Below are 21,516 nucleotides of genomic sequence, written 5' to 3'. Positions count from 1 at the left end.
AATGTCGAAGGGCGCGATCCTTCTGGCGGCCGGCGGCACGGGCGGGCACCTCTTCCCGGCCGAGGCGCTGGCGCACGAACTGATCAGGCGCGGCTGGGCGGTGCATCTCGCCACCGATGATCGTGCCGAGCGTTTTGCCGGCCAGTTTCCGGCCGCAGGCATCCATCCGATCCAGTCAGCGACGATGAGTTCGAAAAATCCTTTTGCCGTGCTCGCCGCCTTCTGGAAAATCTGGGGTGGCGTGCGGCAGGCGTCCGCCGTGATCGGCCGGATCAAGCCAGCCGTCGTAGTCGGTTTCGGCGGCTATCCGACACTGCCGCCGCTCTATGCGGCGACGCGGCGCAAGGTGCCGACGATGATCCACGAGCAGAACGCGGTGATGGGGCGCGCCAACCGGGCGCTTGCCGGCCGCGTCGATGCCATCGCCGGCGGGTTCTTGCCGGAAGATTCAAGCGCTGCAGGCGCCAAGACGGTGACGACAGGCAATCCGGTCAGGCCGCAAGTGCTGGAGGCGGCAAAGACGCCCTATGCGGCGTCGACCGGGGAGCAGCCGTTCCGCTTTCTGGTGTTCGGCGGCAGCCAGGGCGCACAGTTCTTTTCCGACGCAATTCCAGCGGCGGTAGCACAGCTTTCCGACGCACAACGCAAGCGGCTTGATATCACCCAGCAGGCTCGTGCCGACGACGTCGAGCGGGTGAAGGCGGCCTATGCCGCCCTTGGCGTCGAGGCTGAGGTATCGCCCTTCTTCACCGACATGGCGGCGCGCATGGCTGCGGCGCATCTGGTGATGTCACGATCCGGCGCATCGACCGTATCGGAAATCGCGGTGATCGGCCGACCAGCGCTGCTGGTGCCCTATCCGCACGCGCTCGACCACGACCAGGCTGCCAATGCCGCGGCATTGGCAGCGGCAGGCGGCGCCGAAGTGCATCCGCAATCCTCGCTCTCGCCCGAGCGCATCGCTGCGCTCGTCGGCGCGTTGATGGACGATACGGACCGGCTGACCACAATGGCAGCGGCGGCGAAATCGGCCGGAAAACCGGACGCGGCACGGTTGCTCGCTGATCTGACAGAGGCTATTGCGTCGAAGAAAAGCGTATCGGAATTCAGGAAGGAGACGCACGCATGAAGATGCCGCAGACGATCGGCCTCGTGCATTTCATCGGCATCGGCGGTATCGGCATGAGCGGCATCGCCGAGGTGCTGCACAATCTCGGCTACAAGGTGCAAGGGTCCGACCAGGCCGACAGCGCCAATGTGCAGCGACTGCGCGACAAGGGCATCGAGTGCTTTGTCGGTCATGATGCCGACAATATCGGCGATGCCGAAGTGGTTGTCGTCTCGACGGCGATCAAGAAATCCAATCCGGAGCTGAAGGCGGCGCGCGAGAAACTGCTTCCCATCGTCCGTCGCGCCGAGATGCTGGCCGAACTGATGCGCTTCCGGCAGGCGGTGGCCATCGGCGGCACGCATGGCAAGACGACGACGACCTCGATGGTGGCGACGCTGCTCGAAGCCGGCGGGCTCGATCCGACCGTGATCAATGGCGGCATCATCAATGCCTACGGCACCAACGCCCGCATGGGCGATGGCGAATGGATGGTGGTCGAGGCCGATGAGAGCGACGGCACCTTCCTGAAGCTGCCGGCCGAGATTGCCGTCGTCACCAACATCGATCCCGAGCATCTCGACCATTACGGGTCCTTCGACAAGGTGCGCGAGGCCTTTCGCCAGTTCGTCGAGAACGTGCCGTTCTACGGCTTCGGCGTCATGTGCACCGACCATCCGGAGGTTCAGGCGCTGGTCAGCCGCATCGAGGACCGGCGCGTCATCACCTATGGCGAGAACGCGCAGGCCGACGTGCGTTTCACCAATCACCGCATGAACGGCCCGATCTCGGAATTCGACGTGGTGATCCGCGACCGCAAGAGCCGCGGCCAGTCGACGATATCAGGCCTGCGCCTGCCGATGCCCGGCCGTCACAACGTCGCCAACGCGACCGCGGCGATCGCCGTCGCGCATGAGCTCGGCCTTTCGGCCGAGGCGATCAGGAAGGGCCTGTCGTCCTTCGCCGGCGTCAAGCGGCGCTTCACCCGTACCGGTTCGTGGAACGGCGTCGATGTGTTCGACGATTACGGCCACCATCCGGTCGAGATCACGGCGGTTCTGAGGGCGGCGCGCGATGCCACCAAGGGCCGCGTCATCGCCATTGCCCAGCCACACCGCTTCACCCGGCTGCACGACCTGTTCGACGAGTTTTCCGTCTGCTTCAACGATGCCGACACGGTGATGGTGGCGCCGGTCTATGCGGCAGGCGAAGAGCCGATCGACGGGGTGACGTCCGAAGCATTGGTGTCGCGCATCCGCTCCGGCGGCCATCGCGACGCGCGCTACATCGAAGGCCCCGCGGCGATTGCGCCGGTTATCCGCGATCTGGCGAAACCAGGCGATTTCATCGTCTTCCTTGGTGCCGGCAACATCACGCAATGGGCCTACGCGCTGCCCAAGGAACTCGGCGGTACTGCCTCATGATGCGCGGCCAGGCATTGATCGAAAAGCTTGGCGACCGGCTTGCCGGCCTGCGCGGCCGCATCACGCCCAATGCCGAGATGGACAAGATCACCTGGTTTCGCGCCGGCGGACTGGCCGACGCGCTGTTCCAGCCGGCCGACGAGGACGATCTCGCCGCGTTCCTGAGAGCAGTGCCCGAAGAGATACCGCTGACCATCGTCGGCATCGGCTCGAATCTGCTTGTCCGCGACGGCGGTATTGCGGGTTTCGTCATCCGGCTTTCGGCCAAGGGCTTTGGCGAGGCCGAAGTGATTGCGCCGACCACAATCAAGGCGGGTGCCGCCACGCCCGACAAGCGCCTTGCCGCTGTCGCCTATCAGGCTGGTATAGGCGGCTTTGAATTTTACCACGGCATTCCGGGTGCCATCGGCGGTGCGCTGAGGATGAACGCCGGCGCCAATGGCGTCGAGACGCGCGAGCGCGTCGTCGAGGTGCGGGCGCTCGACCGCAAAGGCAATGTGCATACGCTGAGCAACGCCGATATGGGCTACGCCTATCGCCATTCGGCAGCACCTGCCGGGCTGATCTTCACATCGGCTGTGTTCGAAGGGGTTTTGGCAGACAAGGCAGCGATCCAGGCGGCGATGGACGCCGTCCAGCATCATCGCGAGACCGTGCAGCCGATCCGCGAAAAGACCGGCGGCTCGACCTTCAAGAATCCGGAGGGCACCTCGGCCTGGAAGGAGATCGACAGGGCGGGCTGTCGGGGGCTGATGATCGGCGGCGCGCAGATGTCGCCGATGCATTGCAACTTCATGATCAACACGGGAACCGCGACCGGCTACGACCTCGAATATCTCGGCGAGACGGTGCGCACGCGTGTGCTCGAAAAGTCGGGCATCCGGCTGCATTGGGAAATCAAGCGCATCGGCAATTTCCGGCCGGGGCACGAGGTCCAGGAATTCCTCGGACAGTTGCTCTAAAGACTCACAACACAGTTTTCGCGGCCGTTTTTGCGGAAAGTGAATCTCGCGGAATCGTAAGGACTTGCCAGTGAATCAACTCTCTGATTCTCTGCCCTGAAGCGTTTCCTGATTTGAGTCGTTTCGACGCGTTGCCAGCGTTTTTCCGTCAGGGGCAACCTGCCGGGAGGCTCGGGGAATCGAAGTTGCGGAACCATGAGAGCAGGGACTGCTCCGAGCGTTTGAGTGTGTGGCCCTTTCCGGGGCATGTAAGATGCAGACCCGCCGTGAAAGGGCCCGCCGTGAGAGGGAATGACGGGAAATGAAAAGCAAGCACGTGGCCGTCCTTCTGGGTGGATTCTCGTCCGAGCGGCCCGTGTCTTTGTCCTCGGGGAAAGCCTGTGCTGATGCGCTCGAGAAGGAAGGCTACCAGGTCACTCGCGTCGACGTCTCGCGCGATGTCGGATCGGTGCTGGCTGAGCTCAGGCCTGATGTTGCCTTCAATGCGCTGCATGGCCCTTTCGGCGAGGACGGCACCATACAGGGCATCCTCGAATATCTTGCCATCCCCTACACCCATTCCGGCGTGCTCGCCTCGGCGCTTGCCATGAACAAGGAACAAGCCAAGAAGATCGCCAAGTCTGTCGGCATCCCGGTTGCCGAATCGAAGGTGGTCAATCGCTTCGCCATCCAGAACAAGCACCCGATGAAGCCGCCCTATGTCGTCAAGCCGGTCAACGAGGGGTCGAGCTTCGGCGTCGTCATCGTGCACGAAGGTCAGTCGCATCCGCCGCAGGTCATCGGTTCGTCCGATTGGAAGTATGGCGATACCGTCATGGTCGAGCGCTACGTGCACGGGCGGGAGTTGACCTGCGCGGTGATGGGCGATGTGGCGCTCGGCGTCTGCGAGATCATCCCGACCGGCCATTCCTTCTACGACTATGATTCAAAATACGTCGCGGGCGGATCAAAACACGAATGCCCTGCAAAAATTTCACCGAATATTTACCAAAAAATACAGACACTGACGCTCAAGGCTCACCAAGCTATCGGCTGCCGGGGCGTTTCCCGGTCGGACTTCCGTTATGATGATCGACACTCCGAGAACGGCGAAATTGTCTGGCTCGAGATCAACACTCAGCCGGGCATGACGCCGACATCCTTGGTGCCTGAAATCGCCGCGCAGGCGGGACACTCGTTCGGCGATTTGTTGAGTTGGATGGTGGAGGACGCTTCGTGTCTGCGTTGAAGTGGGGACAGGGCAAGGGGAAGGGCGCGGCCGGGCCGACGCTGTTCGGTGTTTCGTTGTCGTTTGACCATTTCGTGCTGCCGCGTTTGCTTCGTCGGCCGGCGCGCGTCCTGGCGCGTCTGGGCGAGGACGACTTCGAGGCGCCGCCTTTTTCCGCAGCCATGTTGTCGGCGGCGCTGCTCGTATCGGGCAGTGCCTATGGCGCCTATCTCGGCGGACATGTCGACGGCATCGTCCAGGGCATCACCGCCCGCACCGGCTTCGCCGTCGACCAGATCAAGGTCGTCGGCAACCGCGCAACCTCCGAGATCGACATTCTCGACAGGATGCAGCTCGATGGCTGGACGTCGCTGATCGGCTTCGACGCCGAAGCCGCGCGGGAGCGCATAACCACGCTGCCCTGGGTCGAGGTTGCGGCGGTGCGCAAGGTCTATCCGCACACGCTGGAGGTGCGCATCGAGGAGCGTGAGCCCTTTGCGCTCTGGCAGCAGGGCAGCGAGCTTTCCGTCATCGAACGGTCCGGCGCCGTGATCGCGCCATTCTCCGGCGGCAGGCAGTCGCTGCTGCCGTTGATCATCGGCACCGGCGCGCCGGCCAAAGCGCCCGATTTCCTGGCCAGGATCAAAAAATACCCAGAGCTTGTCGCGCGGGTCAAAGGCTATATCCGCATCGGCGAACGGCGTTGGGACCTGAAGCTGGAGAACGGCATCACCGTCAAGCTTCCCGAGGATAGCGAGGACCAGGCGATCGCCGATCTGGTCAGGATGGACCGCGAGAACGGGCTGCTGACGCGCGACATCGCCGCCGTCGACATGCGCCTTTCCGATCGCCTCGTCGTCCAGTTGACGCCGGAAGCGGCGACGCAGCGCGAGGCTGCGCTCAATGAAAAGCCGAAAATGCCGAAGCGCAAGGCGGAGACGAAGATATGAGCTGGCTTGGCGGCAACAGCGATGCCTCGTCGCGCCGGTCCGGCATCATGACAGTGCTGGATGTCGGTTCGAGCAAGGTCTGCTGCGTCGTGGCCAAGCTCAAGCCGCGCGAGGACGGCATGCTGCTGCGCGGACGCTCGCATCGCATCCAGGTGATCGGCATCGGCCACCAGAAATCGCAAGGCGTGAAATCGGGTGTCGTCATCGAGCTCGACAGGGCCGAGCACGCCATCCGTCTTGCCGTCGATGCCGCCGAGCGCATGGCTGGCCTGACCGTCGATTCACTGATCGTCAACATGACGGCCGGCCGGCTGAAGAGCGAAAGCTTCTCGGCAACCATCAATCTCGGCGGCCATGAGGCCGACGAGGCCGACATCAAGCGTGTGCTTGCCGCCGGCGCCAAGCAGGCGCTGCGGGCCGAGCGCGAGGTGATCCATTCGCTTCCCGTCGGCTTTTCGCTGGACGCCGAGCGCGGCGTGCGTGATCCGCGCGGCATGGTAGGCGACCAGCTCGGCGTCGACATGCATGTGCTGACAGGTGACGCGGCGCCCTTGCGCAATCTGGAGCTTTGCATCAACCGTTCGCACCTGTCGGTCGAGCGCATGGTGGCGACGCCCTATGCCAGCGGGCTCGCCGCACTGGTCGACGACGAACTCGAAATGGGTGCAGCCTGCATCGACATGGGTGGCGGCACCACGACGATCTCGGTGTTTTCGGAAGGCAAGTTCGTCCATGGCGACGCCATCGCCATCGGCGGCAGCCACGTCACGCTGGACATGGCCAAGGGCCTGTCGACCTCGCTCGACGCCGCCGAGAGGCTGAAAGTGATGCATGGATCGGCGCTGCCCGGCAGTGCGGACGACCGCGACCTGGTCTCGATACAGCCGATCGGCGAGGATGGCGAGGTGCCGCTGCAGATACCGCGTTCGGTGATGACGCGCATTATCCGCGCACGCATCGACGAGACGCTCGAACTGTTGCGCGACCGGCTGAACAGGTCCGGCTACGGCAACGCCGTCGGCAAGCGCGTCGTGCTGACCGGCGGCGCCAGCCAGCTTTCCGGCCTGCCCGAGGCAGCGCGCCGCATTCTTGGACGCAATGTGCGAATCGGCCGTCCGCTCGGTGTGGCGGGCCTGCCAGAGGCGGCCAAGGGGCCGGCTTTCTCGACGCCGGTCGGGCTTCTGATCTACCCGCAGATGGCGAATTTCGAGAGCCATCCGGCGAAAGGAATTTCTGGTCTCAGGATGACCGGAACGGGCGGAAAACTGCATCGAATGAGTCAGTGGTTGAGAGACAGTTTTTAAATTGACGGGGACAGCCCCATAGGCGGCCGCAGCGGCGAAGCGGCGGGAAAGGCAAAGGACGGAGACAATGACCATCAATCTGCAGAAGCCGGATATCACCGAGCTCAAGCCGCGTATCACCGTGTTCGGTGTCGGCGGCGGCGGCGGCAATGCCGTCAACAACATGATCACCGCCGGCTTGCGCGGCGTCGAGTTCGTGGTCGCCAATACCGACGCGCAGGCGCTGACCATGTCCAAGGCGGACCGCCTGATCCAGCTCGGCGCGCATGTCACCGAGGGCCTGGGTGCGGGATCGCAGCCGGAAGTCGGACGCGCGGCGGCGGAGGAATGCATCGATGAGATCGTCGATCATCTCTCCAACACCCATATGTGCTTCGTCACTGCCGGCATGGGCGGCGGCACCGGCACGGGGGCCGCGCCGGTCGTTGCACGTGCAGCCCGCGAAAAGGGGATCCTCACCGTCGGCGTCGTCACCAAGCCGTTCCATTTCGAAGGCCAGCGCCGCATGAAGACGGCGGATCTGGGCATCGAGGAATTGCAGAAATGCGTCGACACCCTCATCGTCATCCCCAACCAGAACCTGTTCCGGCTGGCCAATGACAAGACGACCTTCGCCGACGCTTTCGCCATGGCCGACCAGGTGCTCTATTCCGGCGTCGCCTGCATCACCGACCTGATGGTCAAGGAAGGGCTGATCAACCTCGACTTCGCCGACGTCCGCTCGGTCATGCGCGAGATGGGCAAGGCGATGATGGGGACGGGCGAAGCTTCCGGCGAGGGTCGCGCCATGGCCGCCGCCGAAGCCGCGATCGCCAACCCGCTGCTCGACGAGACCTCGATGAAGGGCGCCAAGGGCCTGTTGATCTCGATCACCGGCGGCCGCGACCTGACCCTGTTCGAAGTCGACGAGGCGGCGACCCGCATTCGCGAGGAGGTCGACCAGGAAGCCAACATCATTCTGGGTGCGACGTTCGACGAGGATCTCGAGGGCGTCATTCGCGTCTCGGTGGTCGCCACCGGCATCGACAAATCGGCGGCTGAAATCGCCGCCGCGCCGATCGCCATCCGCACGGCCCCGCCAAAGCCGGTCAATCGCCCGGCCGTTCCGGTCACGGAAAGCCGTCCGGCGCCTGTCCAGCAGGGGGGCTACGAGCCGCGCGCCGCCGATCCTGTAGCCGAGGCCATCCAACTCGCCGAGGCGAATGCCGCGGCGATGGCGCGTCCCGCGCCGGCTGCCCAGGCGGAAGATTTCCGGCCGCAGAGCAAGATCTTCCAGGCGCCGCCGGCGCAGCCGCAGCCGATCGTGCATCAGGTGATGCAGCCTGCTCCGCAGCGTGAAGTGCTTCAGCCGGCGGCCGCAGCACCCCAGCGCATGCCGCGCGTCGAGGATTTCCCGCCGGTGGTGAAAGCCGAAGTGGAAGCCAAGGGCCGCCCGGCTGACCATGAGAACAGCGGCCCGATGGGACTGCTCAAGCGCCTGACCAACGGCCTTACCCGCCGCGAAGAAGAGCCTGCACGGCTGCAGCCGGCGCAGCCGCGCGAGCCGAAACTGCGCCAGGCGGCGCCCGAAGTGCGCCGCCTTGCCAGCCAGGATCCGCAGCTTTACGCGCCACGCCGCGGCCAGTTGGACGACCAGGGCCGGCTGACGCCGCAGAGCAGGGCTGTCCAGGAAGACGATCAGCTGGAGATTCCGGCATTCCTGCGCCGCCAGGCCAACTGACCTGTTAACGGTCCGTAACAGTTGTTAACAGGCAGACAAGAAATTGTTTGCCTGTTAATGTTAAAAGTGCTTGTAAAACAGGGAGTTACGAGACCGTATCCGCTTCGGATTGCGGTTACAGAGAGTAAGAAACCGTGATTTGGAGACTTCCTGCCGGACCACTATCTTCGCCCCGATCAATTTCGGTTTGCTGGGATTCGGGGAAGTGGCCCTGCCTGCCGATCAAAGAGCCGCGCCCTTGGGCTAATGAAGCGGACGTTGGCAGTATGGGCTATGGGGTTTGTTTTGCACGACTATCAGACGACACTTAAATCGCGTGCGACGCTGACCGGCACCGGCGTTCACAGCGGCAATCCCGTTACCGTTCATTTCCTGCCGGCAGACGCTGATACAGGTGTCGTGTTCCAGCTTTCGAATGGAGGCGAAGACCGGGAGTTCCGTGCGCTCGTTTCCGAGGTCGGCGCCACCGATCTCTGCACCATGCTCGGCGATCCGGCAGGCGAGCATATCGCCACCGTCGAACATCTGATGGCCACCCTTTTCGGGCTCGGCATCGACAATGTCGTCATCGAGATCGACGGCCATGAGGTTCCGATCCTTGACGGCAGCGCCATGGCGTTCGTCGAGGCGATCGACCAGGCGGGCATCGATACGCTGCCGGTCAAGCGCCGCTATATCCGTGTGGTCAAGCCGGTTCGCATCGAGAACGGTGCCTCCTGGGCGGAGTTCAGGCCCTATGACGGCACGCGCTTCGAGATCGAGATCGATTTCGAAAGCCCAGCGATCGGCCGTCAGCTGTTCGCATCCGACATGAACGCCGACATTTTCCGCCGCGATATCGCGCGGGCCCGTACCTTTGGTTTCATGAAGGACGTCGAGCGGCTGTGGGCAGCCGGCTATGCGCTTGGCTCCTCGCTGGAAAACTCCCTGGTGATCGGCGACGACAACCGCGTGATCAATATGGGAGGCTTGCGCTATCCCAACGAGTTCGTGCGCCACAAGACGATGGACGCCATGGGCGATCTGGCGCTGGCCGGCGCCCGGTTCATTGGCTGCTTCCGTTCCTATCGCGGCGGCCACAGGCTGAATGCGGCAGCGCTGCGCCGCCTTTTGTCGGACCGTTCGGCGTTCGAGATCGTCGAAACGACGCGCCGCGAGCGCGGTCGTACCGCCGAGATGAGCGCCGTCTATGCGCCTGTCTACGCGCCCTGGATGATCTGATTCTTAACGTTTCGGGTTTATGGCTGCCGGCCGGTGTTGCATGAATGCATCATTGGCCGGCGAAATCACGCAAGTGTGCAGGCTGCGCCAGGTCGCCACAAAAATGTGCGATTGGCCGGAGATAGCGTTGCCGGGCACGGCGATTATGGTTATGCCTGCTGCCCCAGACCGAAATGACGACTGAAATGACGCCGAAAGGGCGGAATCCAATCATGTTCTTCAAGCGAATTGGTCAATCGAAAGCGCCGCATCGGGCTGTTTTCCTGGCGCTTTCGGTGGTTGTTCCATCGCTGTTCCTGTCGGCCTGCATGTCGTCCGAGAAGGATGTCGACCTGTCGACCTATGTCGAGCAGACCGAGCCGGCCGACGTTCTCTACAATCAGGGCCTCGCCAATCTGAATGCCGGGCGCCTGCAGGAGGCGAGCCGCAAATTCAGTGCGGTCGACCGCCAGCATCCCTATTCCGAATACGCCCGTAAATCGATGGTGATGGGCGCCTTTGCCGACTATCGCCAGGGCAACTATACCGAGGCGATCGGTTCGGCCAAGCGCTATCTCACGCTCTATCCGTCGACCGACGACGCGGCCTATGCCCAGTACATCATCGGGCTGAGCTACTACCGGCAAATCAGGGACGTCACCCAGGACCAGAAGGAAGCGCGTCAGACCGTGCAGACGATGCAGGATCTGGTGACGCGCTGGCCCGATTCCGAATATGTCGATGACGCCAAGGAAAAGATCCGCTTCGCCAACGACCAGCTCGCCGGCAAGGAGATGCAGATCGGCCGCTACTATCTCGAGCGCCGTGAATATATCGCCGCCGTCAAGCGGTTCCGCCTCGTGGTGGAGACCTATTCCAACACGCGTCATGTCGAGGAAGCGCTCGCGCGCCTTACCGAAACATATTATGCGATGGGGCTGACATCGGAAGCGCAGACTGCCGCGGCTGTGCTCGGCACCAACTATCCCGACAGCGTGTGGTACAAGGATTCCTACAAGCTCCTGCAGACTGGTGGGCTCGAGCCGCGCGAGAATGCCGGCTCGTGGATCGCCAAGGCCGGGAAGCTGATCACCGGCGCCTGAGCGGCGCGCCACCATGCTTTCCAGACTGTCGATCCGCGATATCGTTCTGATCGAGAAGCTGGACATCGATTTCTCGTCCGGTCTTTCAGTGCTGACCGGCGAAACCGGCGCTGGAAAATCCATCCTGCTCGACGCGCTGTCGCTGGCGCTTGGCGCCCGCGGTGACGCCTCGCTGGTGCGGCATGGCGCGGCACAGGGCCAGGTCATCGCGGTGTTCGACGTGCCGCGCAACCATCCTGCCCGCATGCTGCTTGCCGATAACGCCATCGAGGACGATGGCGACATCATCCTGCGGCGCGTGCAGACGGCGGACGGCCGCACCCGCGTCTTCGTCAACGACCAGCCTTCCAGCGTGACGCTGATGCGCGACGTCGGTCACGCGCTTGTCGAGATCCACGGCCAGCATGACGAGCGTGCCCTGGTCGATCCCGGCGCCCATCGCGAATTGTTGGACAGTTTTGGCGGTCATCTCGGCGCTGTGCGGGCGACCGGCGAGGCATGGCGGTACTGGCGGGCCTGCGAGCAGGAATTTTTGCGACACCGCGCCAAGGTGGAGGCGGCGGCCCGCGAGGCCGACTATCTGCGCGCCGCGGTCGCCGAATTGACGAAGCTCGACCCCCAGCCCGGCGAGGAAGCCGACCTTGCCGAACTCCGTGCCTCTATGATGCGGGCGGAAAAGATCGCCTCGGAAATCCATGACGCGCAGGATGTGCTCTCGGGACCGTCGTCGCCCCTGCCGCAACTCGCCAGCCTGTTGCGGCGGCTGCAGCGCAAGGTGACCGAGGTGCCCGGCCTGCTCGACGACGTGGTCAAATCGCTCGACGAAGCGATGCTGTCGCTCGACGCGGCGCAATCGGGCGTGGAAGCGGCACTTCGCGCCACCGAATACGATCCGCGGCGGCTGGAACAGGCCGAGGAGCGGCTGTTTTCGCTGCGCGCCGCCTCACGCAAGCACAGTGTGGCGGTCGACGATCTGGCGCAATTGCGCGACACGATGGCGGCAGATCTCGCCGATCTCGACGCCGGCGAGGAGCGCCTGCACGGGCTGGAGAAGCAAGCCGCCGCCGCGCGCGAAACCTATGACATTGCCGCGGCACAACTTTCGTCGCTTCGCCATGCGGCGACGATCGGATTGACCAGGGCGGTGATGGCCGAACTGCCGGCACTGAAGCTCGAACGGGCCGCCTTCATCGTCGAGATGGCAAGTGAGGCCGAGAGCCGCATGGAAGACGGCATCGATCAGGTCGAGTTCTGGGTGCGCACCAATCCCGGCACAAGACCGGGCCCGATGATGAAGGTCGCCTCCGGTGGCGAGCTTTCGCGGTTCCTGCTGGCGCTTAAGGTGGCGCTGGCCGACCGCAGCTCGGCGCCGACCTTGGTCTTCGATGAAATCGACACCGGCGTTGGCGGCGCGGTGGCGGACGCCATCGGCCAAAGGCTGGCGCGGCTGTCGAAGCGCGTGCAGGTGCTTTCGGTTACGCACGCGCCGCAAGTGGCGGCACGCGCGGCGACGCATTTCCTGATCTCCAAATCCGGCGGCGCCGATCGTGTCGCCACCGGCATCGCCGAAATGGACCGCGCGGCGCGCCAGGAAGAGATCGCGCGGATGCTCGCCGGGGCGACCATCACCGACGAGGCGCGTGCGGCGGCCGAGCGGCTGCTTCGCGAAAACACCGCAGCATAGCAGAGCTCATGCTTGGCGTTGTGGATCGAGTCAGGATGTGGCTCCATCCTGCCGTTCAGCAATGATTTTCTCAAAATCCTGATCTATTGTGGCGCGCCGCGCGTCCTTCGAACGCGCAAGGAAGCTGTAGCAATTTGATTTCGCGCATGGCCCAGGAAATCGTTCCGGGTCAGCGTCGAGGAGCCGTGCATGCCCGAAAAGTCAGTCGAATCACTCAGCGAAAGTGAAGCAGCCAGCGAGCTGAAGCGGTTGGCCGAGGAAATCGCCGCTCACGACCAGCGTTACCACGCCGAGGACGCGCCGACGATTTCGGACGCGGCTTACGACGCGCTGCGGCGGCGCAACCTCGCCATCGAACAGCGGTTTCCCGCCCTTGTGCGCGAGGATTCGCCGTCACGCAAAGTCGGTGCGGCGGTCTCGGAGAAATTCCGCAAGATCGTCCATGCCATTCCGATGCTGTCGCTCGACAACGCTTTTGCCGAAGCGGACGTGATCGATTTCGTCGGCCGCATCCGCCGCTTCCTCAGGCTCGGCGCCGACGCGCCGCTGGCGATGACAGCCGAGCCGAAGATCGACGGCCTGTCGCTGTCGCTGCGCTACGAGGCCGGACGGCTGGTGACGGCGGCAACGCGCGGCAATGGCCAGGTCGGCGAGGATGTGACGGCCAACGCCCGCACCATCGCCGAGATTCCCAATGTGCTTTCGGGGGACTTTCCCGACGTATTGGAAGTACGGGGCGAGGTCTATATGCGCCTCACCGATTTCGCCGAACTCAATCGCCGCAATGCCGAGGCCGGAAAGCAGGTTTTTGCCAATCCGCGCAACTCGGCGGCAGGCTCCTTGCGGCAGCTCGATACTTCTATCACCGCCAGCCGGCCGCTGCGCTTTTTCGCCTATACCTGGGGCGCGGTGAGCGCCATGCCCGCCGACACGCAGATGGGCATGGTGGCCGCGTTCGAGCGTTTCGGCTTCAGGGTCAATCCGCTGATGAAGCTGTTCGACAGCGTCGAGGGGCTGCTCGAACAATACCGGCTGATCGAATCCAACCGGGCGACGCTCGGCTACGACATCGACGGCGTCGTCTACAAGGTGAACAGCCTCGAGCTGCAGCAGCGGCTGGGCTTCGTCTCACGCTCGCCGCGCTGGGCGATCGCGCACAAATTCCCGGCCGAGAAGGCGACCACGATCCTGACCGGCATCGACATCCAGGTCGGCCGCACCGGCGCGCTGACGCCGGTGGCGCGGCTGGTGCCGGTGACGGTCGGCGGCGTCGTGGTGACCAACGCAACGCTGCACAATGAGGACTACATCAAAGGCATCGGCAATAACGGCCAGCCGATCCGCGAAGGCCGCGACATTCGCATCGGCGACACTGTGAGCATCCAGCGTGCTGGCGATGTCATCCCGCAGGTCATCGACGTGGTCTTGGAGAAGCGGCCGCCCGACAGTATCCCATATGCTTTCCCAGTGCTTTGCCCTGCCTGCGGCAGCCACGCCGTGCGCGAGGAGGGTGAAGCAGTCAGGCGCTGCACCGGCGGATTGATCTGCCCTGCGCAAGCGGTCGAGCGTCTGCGCCATTTCGTGTCTCGAGGTGCTTTTGACATCGAGGGGCTCGGTGAGAAGCAGATCGAGTTCTTCTTCCATGCCGAGGATCCGTCACTACGCATCTATTCGCCGGCCGACATCTTCACCCTGAAGGCACGGCAGGCAGCATCGTTGACCAAGCTCGAGAATGTCGACGGTTTCGGAGCGACCTCGGTACGCAAGCTGTTCGCGGCAATCGACGATCGGCGGCAGGTCGAGTTCTCGCGCTTCCTCTATGCGCTCGGCATCCGCCACATCGGCGAGACCAATGCCAAGCGGCTGGCCCGCCATTTCCTTTCCTTTGCCGCTTTTCGCGAAGCCGGGCAAAACGCCGTCATGCCGACCGGCAAGGGCGACCCAGGCAACGCTGCCTGGCAGGAGTTGAACGGCATTAGCGGCATCGGCTCGATCGTTGCCGAAGCGGTGGTCGATTTCTTCGCCGAAGACCACAACCGGCAGGCGCTCGATGCATTGCTGGCGGAAGTCACAGTGCTCGACGAGGAGCCGGTCGGTCGCGTGTCGTCGCCGGTCTCCGGCAAGACGGTGGTCTTCACCGGTGCGCTGGAGAAAATGTCGCGCGACGAAGCCAAGGCGATGGCCGAAAAGCTCGGCGCCAAGGTCGCCGGCTCGGTGTCGAAGAAGACCGATCTCGTCGTTGCCGGGCCAGGTGCCGGCTCCAAGCTCAAGCTCGCCACCGAGCTCGGCATCGAAGTGATCGACGAGGACGCGTGGCTGGCGCGGATCGGCAAGGCGTGACGGTGGCATTTAACGGTTTCGGCCAAAAGGCCATTCCTTTCCTCAAGGCACTCGATTTTCATCAGAGCCGGGAGTGGTTTCTGGAAAACCGCGACCTTTTCGAAAGCGAGCTGCGCGACCCTTTCGGCGATCTGGTCGAAACGCTCTCCGAGCGCTTCGCGGCAGTGGGGCTGGGCTTGCGCGGCGATCGCAAGAAGTCGCTGTTCCGGATCAATCGCGACGTGCGTTTCTCCAAGGACAAAAGTCCTTACAACCGGCATCTGTCGGCAATCCTTTCGCCTGACGGCACCAAGATGGAACAGGGCGTGTTCTTCGTCCATATCGGGCTTGAGCGCTGCTTTGCCGGCGTTGCCTGGTGGCAGCCCGGGCCGGCGCTCTTGCTGGCGATGCGCAACGCCATCGCGACGCGGCCGGACGAATTCCGGGCGCTGATCAAGGCGCTGAAGCAAAACCGTCTCGAACTCGATGCGGAAGGCTGCATGAAGCGAGCGCCACGCGGCTTCGAGCATGTCACGGACGCCGATCTGGCGGCGGCCATCCGCAACCGGCATTTCGCCGTCCGGCACGAAATCGACCCTGCGGGAATCCATGGGCCGGCCTTGGTCGACGAGCTTGTCGATTTCGCCTTGCGGGCAAGACCGCTGCTCGGCTGGGGCAGGGCGATTGAAGGCCAGGTCGAGTAGACTGGCTGCGTTCCAGCGATCATTTCCGCTGATCATTGGCTCAAGCGAATTGGTGTGACAAGGCTGGCGGCGCTCCCTACATACGGTCTTTCCCCAAGGAGTGGCTGATGTCGGCACAAGCAATCTCCGAAAACGGTGCGAAGAGCGAATTCTGGCAAGGCGTGCGGCTCAGCATGCCCGTCGTGGTGGCGGCGGCGCCGTTTGGACTGCTGTTCGGGGCGATTGCCGTCGACAACGGTTTTTCGGTGCTGGAAGCCTTCCTGATGAGCGCCATGGTTTTCGGCGGCGCCAGCCAGATGGTCGGCATCGAATTGTTCGGGCAGCATGTCGCGCCGTGGCTGATCGTGCTGTCGATCTTCGCCGTGAATTTCCGCCATGTGCTCTACTCGGCAGGCATAGGCCGGCGCATCGCGCACTGGCCATTGATGCAGCAGGCCGTTGGCTATTTCATTCTGACCGATCCGCAGTTTGCGGTGGCTGAGCGCAAGGCGGAGGCAGGCGAGACGGTCGGCTTCGCCTGGTATATGGGGCTTGGCCTGCCGGTCTACGTGTTCTGGGTGATCGAAAGCGCGCTCGGCGCGGTGTTCGGCAAGCTTATTCCCGATACGCATGCGCTGGGCATCGATTTTCTGCTGCCGATCTATTTTCTCGGCCTGGTCATGAGCTTTCGCAAACGGCCGCTGTGGCTGCCGGTGGTCGTCGCCAGTGCAGCTGCCTCCATCATCGCCTACAAGACGGTGGGCTCGCCCTGGCACGTCTCCATTGGCGCCGTGGCCGGCGTGCTGCTCGTGGTCATCCTGCCGCCGCACCACAGCGGTGTGGAGGCGCGGCCATGAGCACAACCTTGTGGATCATCATCGCCGGTGCGATTGCGACCTATCTGACCCGCATCGGCGGCCATCTGGTGATCTCGCGCTTCGAAAACATCCATCCGCGCGTCGAGGCCGGGCTGAACGCCGTGCCTGCCGCGGTGCTGACGACGCTGGTGGCGCCCGCGGCGCTTGGCGCCGGGCCGGCGGAATGGGCGGCATTGATCGTCGCCGGGCTGGTCTCGCTGCGCGGCGGGCTTATGGCGATGTTTTTGGCCGGCGCCGCTGTGCTGGTCCTCGCCCGCCAGTTCGTCGGGTAATCGGACCGGCTGAGTACGCCAGTCCTACTTGCGCACGATGTCGGAGATCGCGGCGTCGAATCGACCTCCTGCAAAGAGCGTGCGCATCGTCTCTTCCGGATCGAGACCAAACGTTTCGGCGGCCGTCACCGCAATCAGCGCGTCGAGGTCGAGCGTCGGTGCGAGGTCGCGTCCTTGGTAGAGCGCACCGGTAGACAGTCCCGGCCAGTCGGCCAGCACCCGCCCGCCATTCACCGCTCCGCCAGCGATCATCGCGGCCGATGCCGTACCGTGGTCGGTGCCGCCAGTGCCGTTGACGGCGGCAGTGCGGCCGAACTCAGTGGCGACCAGCACGGTCGTATCCTTCCAGATATCGCCGAGCCCAACGTGCAACGCATCGATGAGCGCGTCGAGCGCTCTGAGTTGGTTGGCCAGCCTGCCTTGCTGGCCGCTATGCGTGTCCCAGCCGCTGGTTTGGATCATGGCAACGCGCGGTCCATCGGCCTTGGAGAGGAAGCCCGCGGCGGTGCGGCCGACGCTCGCTGCGTCCTTGCGCTGCGCGTTCACCGCACCCAGCGCCCGTGTCTCAATCGCGCTGCTCCACAGCGCATGCAGCTGTTCGTCGGCGTCATAGAGCTTGCCGACGCGCATCATCAGGTCGTCCGGCGCCTCTGGCAGGGCGGATGGCGCATAGGAAGTGACGTCCGCCTGGCCTCGCAGCGCTAGCGGGATGGTCGGTGCAAAAGCGATCGCTTCGCCGCGAGACTTCGGCAGCATGCCGACCAGCCGGTTCAGCCAGCCGTCCTTGCGTTCATAGGGCAAGGTGCCGCCGCTTTCGAGGACGTTTTGACCGTCGAAATGCGAGCGCTCGCGATAGGGCGAAGCGACCGCGTGGACGAACAGTGCCTGCTTGTCCTGATGCAGCTTGCGGAGACCGGTGAGTGAAGGATGGAGGCCAAACGTGCCGTCAAGCTTTATCGGATCGTCGATGACCAATGAGCCGCGCAGTGCGCGGTAGCCGGGGTCGGCATAGGGAATGATCGTGTCCAGCCCGTCCGCAGCGCCGCGCTGGATGATGAAAACGAAGCGCCGATCGGTTTCCACATTGGCGAAGACGATGCGCGGCGCGATCAGCATCGAGCCGAGGCCAGCGCCGGCGAGAGTGAGGAATTGACGGCGTTTCATGTTGGTCATCTCCTCTGGAAGTCATCTTCGCTGGAAGTCTGGCGACACGAGCAGCAGCGCGATGCCGGTGCGCCGGCTCTCGGCGCGGTCGACTTCGGCCATCGTCAGCTCGCTGAGTGAGCCGGCAAAGAGTTTTTGCGCGAGATCTCGCGGATCGATGTCGCCACTCTGCGCGGCGAGGCGCTGCGCCGCCTCGACCCGGCGGACCAGTGCGTCGGGCGCGGCCCAGCTCCCGGCAACGTCGTCATAGCCGGCCGGCGAACGCGGCCGCCATACCGGTTGGCCGAGCTGGTTGAGCAGTTGCGCTAGGCGCGGCTTGCCGATGTCGCTGCGGCCCAGGCCGCGCAGCGCTGAGATCGTCCATTCCCACGGCGTCTTGAACTTCGCCGCCGCCGGTTGCCAGGCCTCTGGACTGTCGATGAGCGCGCGGTAGACGGCGACGAGATCGCCGTTCGACCGGCGAAAGGCTTCGGCGAGCCGTGTCACGACCGCTGCCGGCGGCTCGTCGGCGATGAAGTGGCGCGCCAGCTTGGCGGCGATATGCATTGCGGTCGCCGCGGCCGCCGCGAGGTCGCCGAGCACGGCGAGCGCCTGTTTGTCGCCGCGCTGGTCGTAGGTCTTGCCCATGATCGTGCGTTGGCCTGGCTCGTGCAGCCCGGGTCGAAAGGTGAAGGCGCTGGCCTGGCCCCGCTCTCTGGCGCGTCCGGTGCTGAAACCGGTCAGCGCCAGCGCGAATTCGGTCACGTCGGCTTGGCTGTAGCCGGAGCGTGCACCGAGTGTGTGCAGTTCCATGATTTCGCGGGCCAGGTTCTCGTTGATGCCGGGTTTGCGCTTGGCGTTGCGTTTTGCGGCGCGGTTGGCAAATCTCGAGTTGGGACCGATCGAGCGCACGTGGTCGAGATAGAACAGCATCGCCGGGTGGCGCTCGGCGGCGAGTAGCATATCCTCGAAGCGGCCGAGCACATGTGGGCGGATCGCCTCGCGCTCGAAGGCGCCGGCGATCAGGGTCACCTGCGGTTTCTCCGCCGAGATGGCGAAATGGTTCGACCAGAAATGCACGAGCCGTTCGACGAAGGGGGTCGATGTTTCGAGCGCTGCGCGTGCTCGCATGTCGACCTCGTCGCGATAGAGCGCTTGAGCCTCCTGGCGCGCCGCCTTGCGGGCGGCCATCTTTGCGGCCCCATCGGCGTCCTTGGCCTCGAGCATCGCCTCGGCATAACCGGCACCGAGTGTGGCCGAGTCCTGCGCGCCGGAAAAGACCGCCGGGTTTGCGTCGTAGTTTTCGAACTGCGCTATCAACCAGGATTTCGGGTCGGCCGGCGCTTCGTCTTCGGGCCGGGCGCCCAGGCCGAAGCGGTTGAGCGCAACCGCGACCTCGCTCGGACGTACCAATCGTGCCTCCGTCAGCATTGCTTCAGAGGCTTCAACGCGGTCGTGACCAGAATCCGTCGCTCTTTCCGGCTCTATTTTTCGCGCGCTCGGCGCAGCATGTTGCTGCGGCCGCGCAGGCCGTCGACAAGCCGCGCCCTGTCGGCTGGCGTCAGTGTCGTCGCGAAGCTCACGATTGCCTGTTCGAGCCGGCCGCGCAGCGCCATATCGGCTTGCCGGACCGAGGCGAGCGTCTCACTGACAGCCGCTGCGTCGATCGGCTCAGCTTCGATCAGGCGCGCGATCTGCTCGCGGCCGGCCCGAGCCGCTTCGATATCAGCAGCCGACTGGCGCCGCGCCTCGGCCAGCGCCTGGCGGAACGCCTTGCGCTGCTCGGGCGACAGGCCGGCTGCGGCGAAACGCAGGCCGCGCTGATCGCCCGCCCCGTCGCGCTGCCTCTCCTGCGTGTGCCACATGTAACCAGCCCCGGCAGCGGCGCCGAGCACGAAGATGTTCACTGCGAGCGAGACGGCAAACAGAATCCTGATGCTGCGTTCGTTCATTGCACGTCCCCCTGCATGTCGCCGAATGCGGTCAGCGCATAGGCGTCGCCATCGTCAGGGGCGCTGTTGAGCGACAACAGTACGGCGACTGTCAGCACACCGGCTAGCGCGCCCGCCAGTCCGATGCCGGCCAACCCGGCACACTGCCAGATGAGCCGTGTGCGGCGCCACAGCGCATCCGGCGCCGTGGCGATGATCCTTCGCGCGAGCGCGCCGTCTGGAGCTGTGACGCGATGGCGCGACAGCAAATTGTCGAGGTCCGCCGCCGGTGCAAGTGCGACTTCGGCTTGAGTCGGGTTGGCGGCGATGAAGTCCAGCGCCGCCGCGCGCTCGTTTTCAGGCCAGCGCTGCGGCGACCCGCCATAGGCGGCAACGAGCTCGGAAAACCTCTCTGGAGTCATGTCATTTCGTCCCTGTCTCGTCCGAGTCTGGAGCGCAACTGCCGCCGCGCCCGCGACAAGAGGCTTTCCAATGCCTCGATGCTGATCCCCATGACCTCTGCCGCATCGCTGTTCGAAAGCTCCTGATAATACTGCAGCACGATCGCCTCGCGCTGGCGCTCCGGCAGCTCGGCCAGCGCGCGCTGCAGCTGGTGCTGATCGTCGGCCGCGAGCATATCCGCTTCCGCGCCTGGGCGTTCGTCGGGGCGATCGGGAAGTTCCGCCACCGGCGTCTCCCGCCGCCTGCGCAGCCGGTCGTAGCAGAGATTGAGTGCGACGCGGTGCAGCCAGGTGTCGAACTTCGCCTCGCCGGCGCGCCAGCCCGGAGCCGCTCGCCAGATGCGCAAGAAGGTCTCCTGCGCGACGTCCTCCGCCTCGCCGCGATCGCCCAGCATTCGCGTGGCGAGACGGATCAGCCGTGGCAGCTTGCGCTCGACCATGGCTTCCACCGCAGCCGCATTGTTCTGCGCGATCAGCGCCAGCAGCCGCTCGTCGGTCTCGCCCACGCTCTGCCTTCTCGTTCCACCACGCCAGACCTTCTGCCGACACAACCGTCATCCTGCACCCGCTATGTGTCTTCAACGAGTTTCAATGCGAAATCCGTCGGCGACCCGTGCCAGGGCGATAGATATGGCCCCGGTCTGGCGGGCACTCGGTTGGCGGAATGTTCGGTTGAAGGGCGCCCCACCAATCATTCCTGGAAGGTCGCCTTTCTACGGTATCCTCTCGTCCATCTCCGGAAACAGGACGACGCTTTCCTGAGCGGTCGGTTCGTTGCGGGCGCCAATAAAAATGGCCGGCGTGCTTGCCCTATTGACGGCAACGTGGAGCATATTGGCCGGAATATAGAGATAGTCGCCGGGATGCACGACATCCCGAAATTGCAGTTCGTCCCCACTCCACATCTCCAGCTCGTCTCCGCTCAGCATGTAAAATGCTGTTTCGTGACGTGCGTGGACGTGGGCCTTGGTCCGCTTCCCCGGAGGCATCGTGACGACGCCCAGCCAAAGCACCTTCGCGCCGACGGTCTCAGCACTTATTCCCGGCAGATAGTCCGACCCCTGTTCGGCCCGATAAGCCTCGCCACCCCCGACGATTACCGCTTTTCTGTCGCTGGGCGCCACACTGTCCGCTCCTGACGGTTGCTTCAACATCGTCATTTCGACC

At 64.3% G+C, this 21,516-nt stretch carries 20 protein-coding genes; 14 read left to right on the top strand and 6 right to left on the bottom strand.

Annotated elements, in window-relative coordinates; all coding sequences use genetic code 11:
* The first annotated feature begins 1 nt into the window (after position 1).
* The 14 genes from murG to CIT26_RS23450 all read left to right on the top strand — a co-directional run bounded on the left by murG (position 2) and on the right by CIT26_RS23450 (position 16,814).
* Entirely contained in the window at positions 2–1,129 is a 1,128-nt protein-coding gene (gene murG / locus CIT26_RS23515; RefSeq protein WP_095494758.1) for an undecaprenyldiphospho-muramoylpentapeptide beta-N-acetylglucosaminyltransferase, read from the top strand.
* Positions 1,126–2,532 carry a UDP-N-acetylmuramate--L-alanine ligase gene (murC, locus tag CIT26_RS23510; RefSeq protein ID WP_095494757.1) on the top strand — a complete coding sequence of 469 codons (1,407 nt, stop codon included), beginning with the start codon at positions 1,126–1,128 and terminating at the stop codon, positions 2,530–2,532. Before murG ends, murC begins: the two co-directional genes overlap by 4 nt.
* A complete protein-coding gene (murB, locus tag CIT26_RS23505; RefSeq protein WP_095494756.1) occupies positions 2,529–3,494 on the top strand; it encodes a UDP-N-acetylmuramate dehydrogenase in 966 nt (321 codons plus the stop codon). Before murC ends, murB begins: the two co-directional genes overlap by 4 nt.
* 301 nt (positions 3,495–3,795) lie before the next feature.
* Positions 3,796–4,722 (top strand): D-alanine--D-alanine ligase, encoded by a 927-nt coding sequence (locus tag CIT26_RS23500; protein WP_095494755.1) that lies wholly within the window; start codon positions 3,796–3,798, stop codon positions 4,720–4,722.
* Positions 4,710–5,651, top strand: a complete 942-nt coding sequence (locus CIT26_RS23495) for a cell division protein FtsQ/DivIB (RefSeq protein WP_095494754.1) — start codon at positions 4,710–4,712, stop codon at positions 5,649–5,651. The genes CIT26_RS23500 and CIT26_RS23495 overlap by 13 nt, the downstream gene beginning before the upstream one ends.
* On the top strand, positions 5,648–6,955 hold the full coding sequence (gene ftsA, locus CIT26_RS23490; protein ID WP_095494753.1) for a cell division protein FtsA: 1,308 nt from the start codon (positions 5,648–5,650) through the stop codon (positions 6,953–6,955). Before CIT26_RS23495 ends, ftsA begins: the two co-directional genes overlap by 4 nt.
* A 67-nt stretch (positions 6,956–7,022) precedes the next feature.
* The gene (gene ftsZ / locus CIT26_RS23485; protein WP_095494752.1) at positions 7,023–8,675 is read left to right on the top strand and encodes a cell division protein FtsZ; all 1,653 of its coding nucleotides are present in this window, start codon (positions 7,023–7,025) and stop codon (positions 8,673–8,675) included.
* Between the two features lie 273 nt (positions 8,676–8,948).
* Positions 8,949–9,896 carry a UDP-3-O-acyl-N-acetylglucosamine deacetylase gene (lpxC, locus tag CIT26_RS23480; RefSeq protein ID WP_095494751.1) on the top strand — a complete coding sequence of 316 codons (948 nt, stop codon included), beginning with the start codon at positions 8,949–8,951 and terminating at the stop codon, positions 9,894–9,896.
* Positions 9,897–10,108: 212 nt separating this feature from the next.
* Positions 10,109–10,978 (top strand): outer membrane protein assembly factor BamD, encoded by an 870-nt coding sequence (locus CIT26_RS23475; RefSeq protein WP_095494750.1) that lies wholly within the window; start codon positions 10,109–10,111, stop codon positions 10,976–10,978.
* A 13-nt stretch (positions 10,979–10,991) separates the two neighbouring features.
* Positions 10,992–12,662: a DNA repair protein RecN gene (recN, locus tag CIT26_RS23470; RefSeq protein WP_095494749.1), complete on the top strand. Its 1,671-nt coding sequence runs from the start codon at positions 10,992–10,994 to the stop codon at positions 12,660–12,662.
* 189 nt (positions 12,663–12,851) lie between these two features.
* Positions 12,852–15,002 (top strand): NAD-dependent DNA ligase LigA, encoded by a 2,151-nt coding sequence (ligA, locus tag CIT26_RS23465; RefSeq protein WP_095494748.1) that lies wholly within the window; start codon positions 12,852–12,854, stop codon positions 15,000–15,002.
* Positions 14,999–15,685, top strand: coding sequence for a DUF2461 domain-containing protein (locus tag CIT26_RS23460; RefSeq protein ID WP_095494816.1), 687 nt, complete (start codon positions 14,999–15,001; stop codon positions 15,683–15,685). Before ligA ends, CIT26_RS23460 begins: the two co-directional genes overlap by 4 nt.
* 107 nt (positions 15,686–15,792) lie before the next feature.
* Positions 15,793–16,521: an AzlC family ABC transporter permease gene (locus CIT26_RS23455; protein WP_095494747.1), complete on the top strand. Its 729-nt coding sequence runs from the start codon at positions 15,793–15,795 to the stop codon at positions 16,519–16,521.
* Positions 16,518–16,814: an AzlD family protein gene (locus tag CIT26_RS23450; RefSeq protein ID WP_077383210.1), complete on the top strand. Its 297-nt coding sequence runs from the start codon at positions 16,518–16,520 to the stop codon at positions 16,812–16,814. Before CIT26_RS23455 ends, CIT26_RS23450 begins: the two co-directional genes overlap by 4 nt.
* A 24-nt stretch (positions 16,815–16,838) precedes the next feature.
* On the opposite strand, the gene CIT26_RS23445 is transcribed toward CIT26_RS23450, so the two are convergent.
* The 6 genes from CIT26_RS23445 to CIT26_RS23420 form a co-directional block, all read right to left on the bottom strand.
* On the bottom strand, positions 16,839–17,978 hold the full coding sequence (locus CIT26_RS23445) for a DUF1501 domain-containing protein (RefSeq protein ID WP_206072805.1): 1,140 nt from the start codon (positions 17,976–17,978) through the stop codon (positions 16,839–16,841).
* A gap of 21 nt (positions 17,979–17,999) precedes the next feature.
* Complete coding sequence (locus CIT26_RS23440) at positions 18,000–19,370, bottom strand: DUF1800 domain-containing protein (RefSeq protein ID WP_245319528.1); 1,371 nt, start codon at positions 19,368–19,370, stop codon at positions 18,000–18,002.
* A gap of 71 nt (positions 19,371–19,441) precedes the next feature.
* Complete coding sequence (locus CIT26_RS23435) at positions 19,442–19,909, bottom strand: periplasmic heavy metal sensor (RefSeq protein ID WP_095494744.1); 468 nt, start codon at positions 19,907–19,909, stop codon at positions 19,442–19,444.
* Positions 19,906–20,310 carry a hypothetical protein gene (locus tag CIT26_RS23430; protein WP_095494743.1) on the bottom strand — a complete coding sequence of 135 codons (405 nt, stop codon included), beginning with the start codon at positions 20,308–20,310 and terminating at the stop codon, positions 19,906–19,908. The genes CIT26_RS23435 and CIT26_RS23430 overlap by 4 nt, the downstream gene beginning before the upstream one ends.
* Entirely contained in the window at positions 20,307–20,855 is a 549-nt protein-coding gene (locus tag CIT26_RS23425) for an RNA polymerase sigma factor (RefSeq protein ID WP_206072804.1), read from the bottom strand. Before CIT26_RS23425 ends, CIT26_RS23430 begins: the two co-directional genes overlap by 4 nt.
* A gap of 207 nt (positions 20,856–21,062) precedes the next feature.
* Complete coding sequence (locus tag CIT26_RS23420) at positions 21,063–21,509, bottom strand: cupin domain-containing protein (protein ID WP_095494741.1); 447 nt, start codon at positions 21,507–21,509, stop codon at positions 21,063–21,065.
* Positions 21,510–21,516: the final 7 nt, after the last annotated feature.

Source organism: Mesorhizobium temperatum (genome assembly GCF_002284575.1).
In the GTDB taxonomy this organism is placed as follows: Bacteria; Pseudomonadota; Alphaproteobacteria; order Rhizobiales; family Rhizobiaceae; genus Mesorhizobium; species Mesorhizobium temperatum.
Note: the sequence above shows the minus strand (reverse complement) of the source record. Positions and strands in the feature narration are given on the sequence as shown.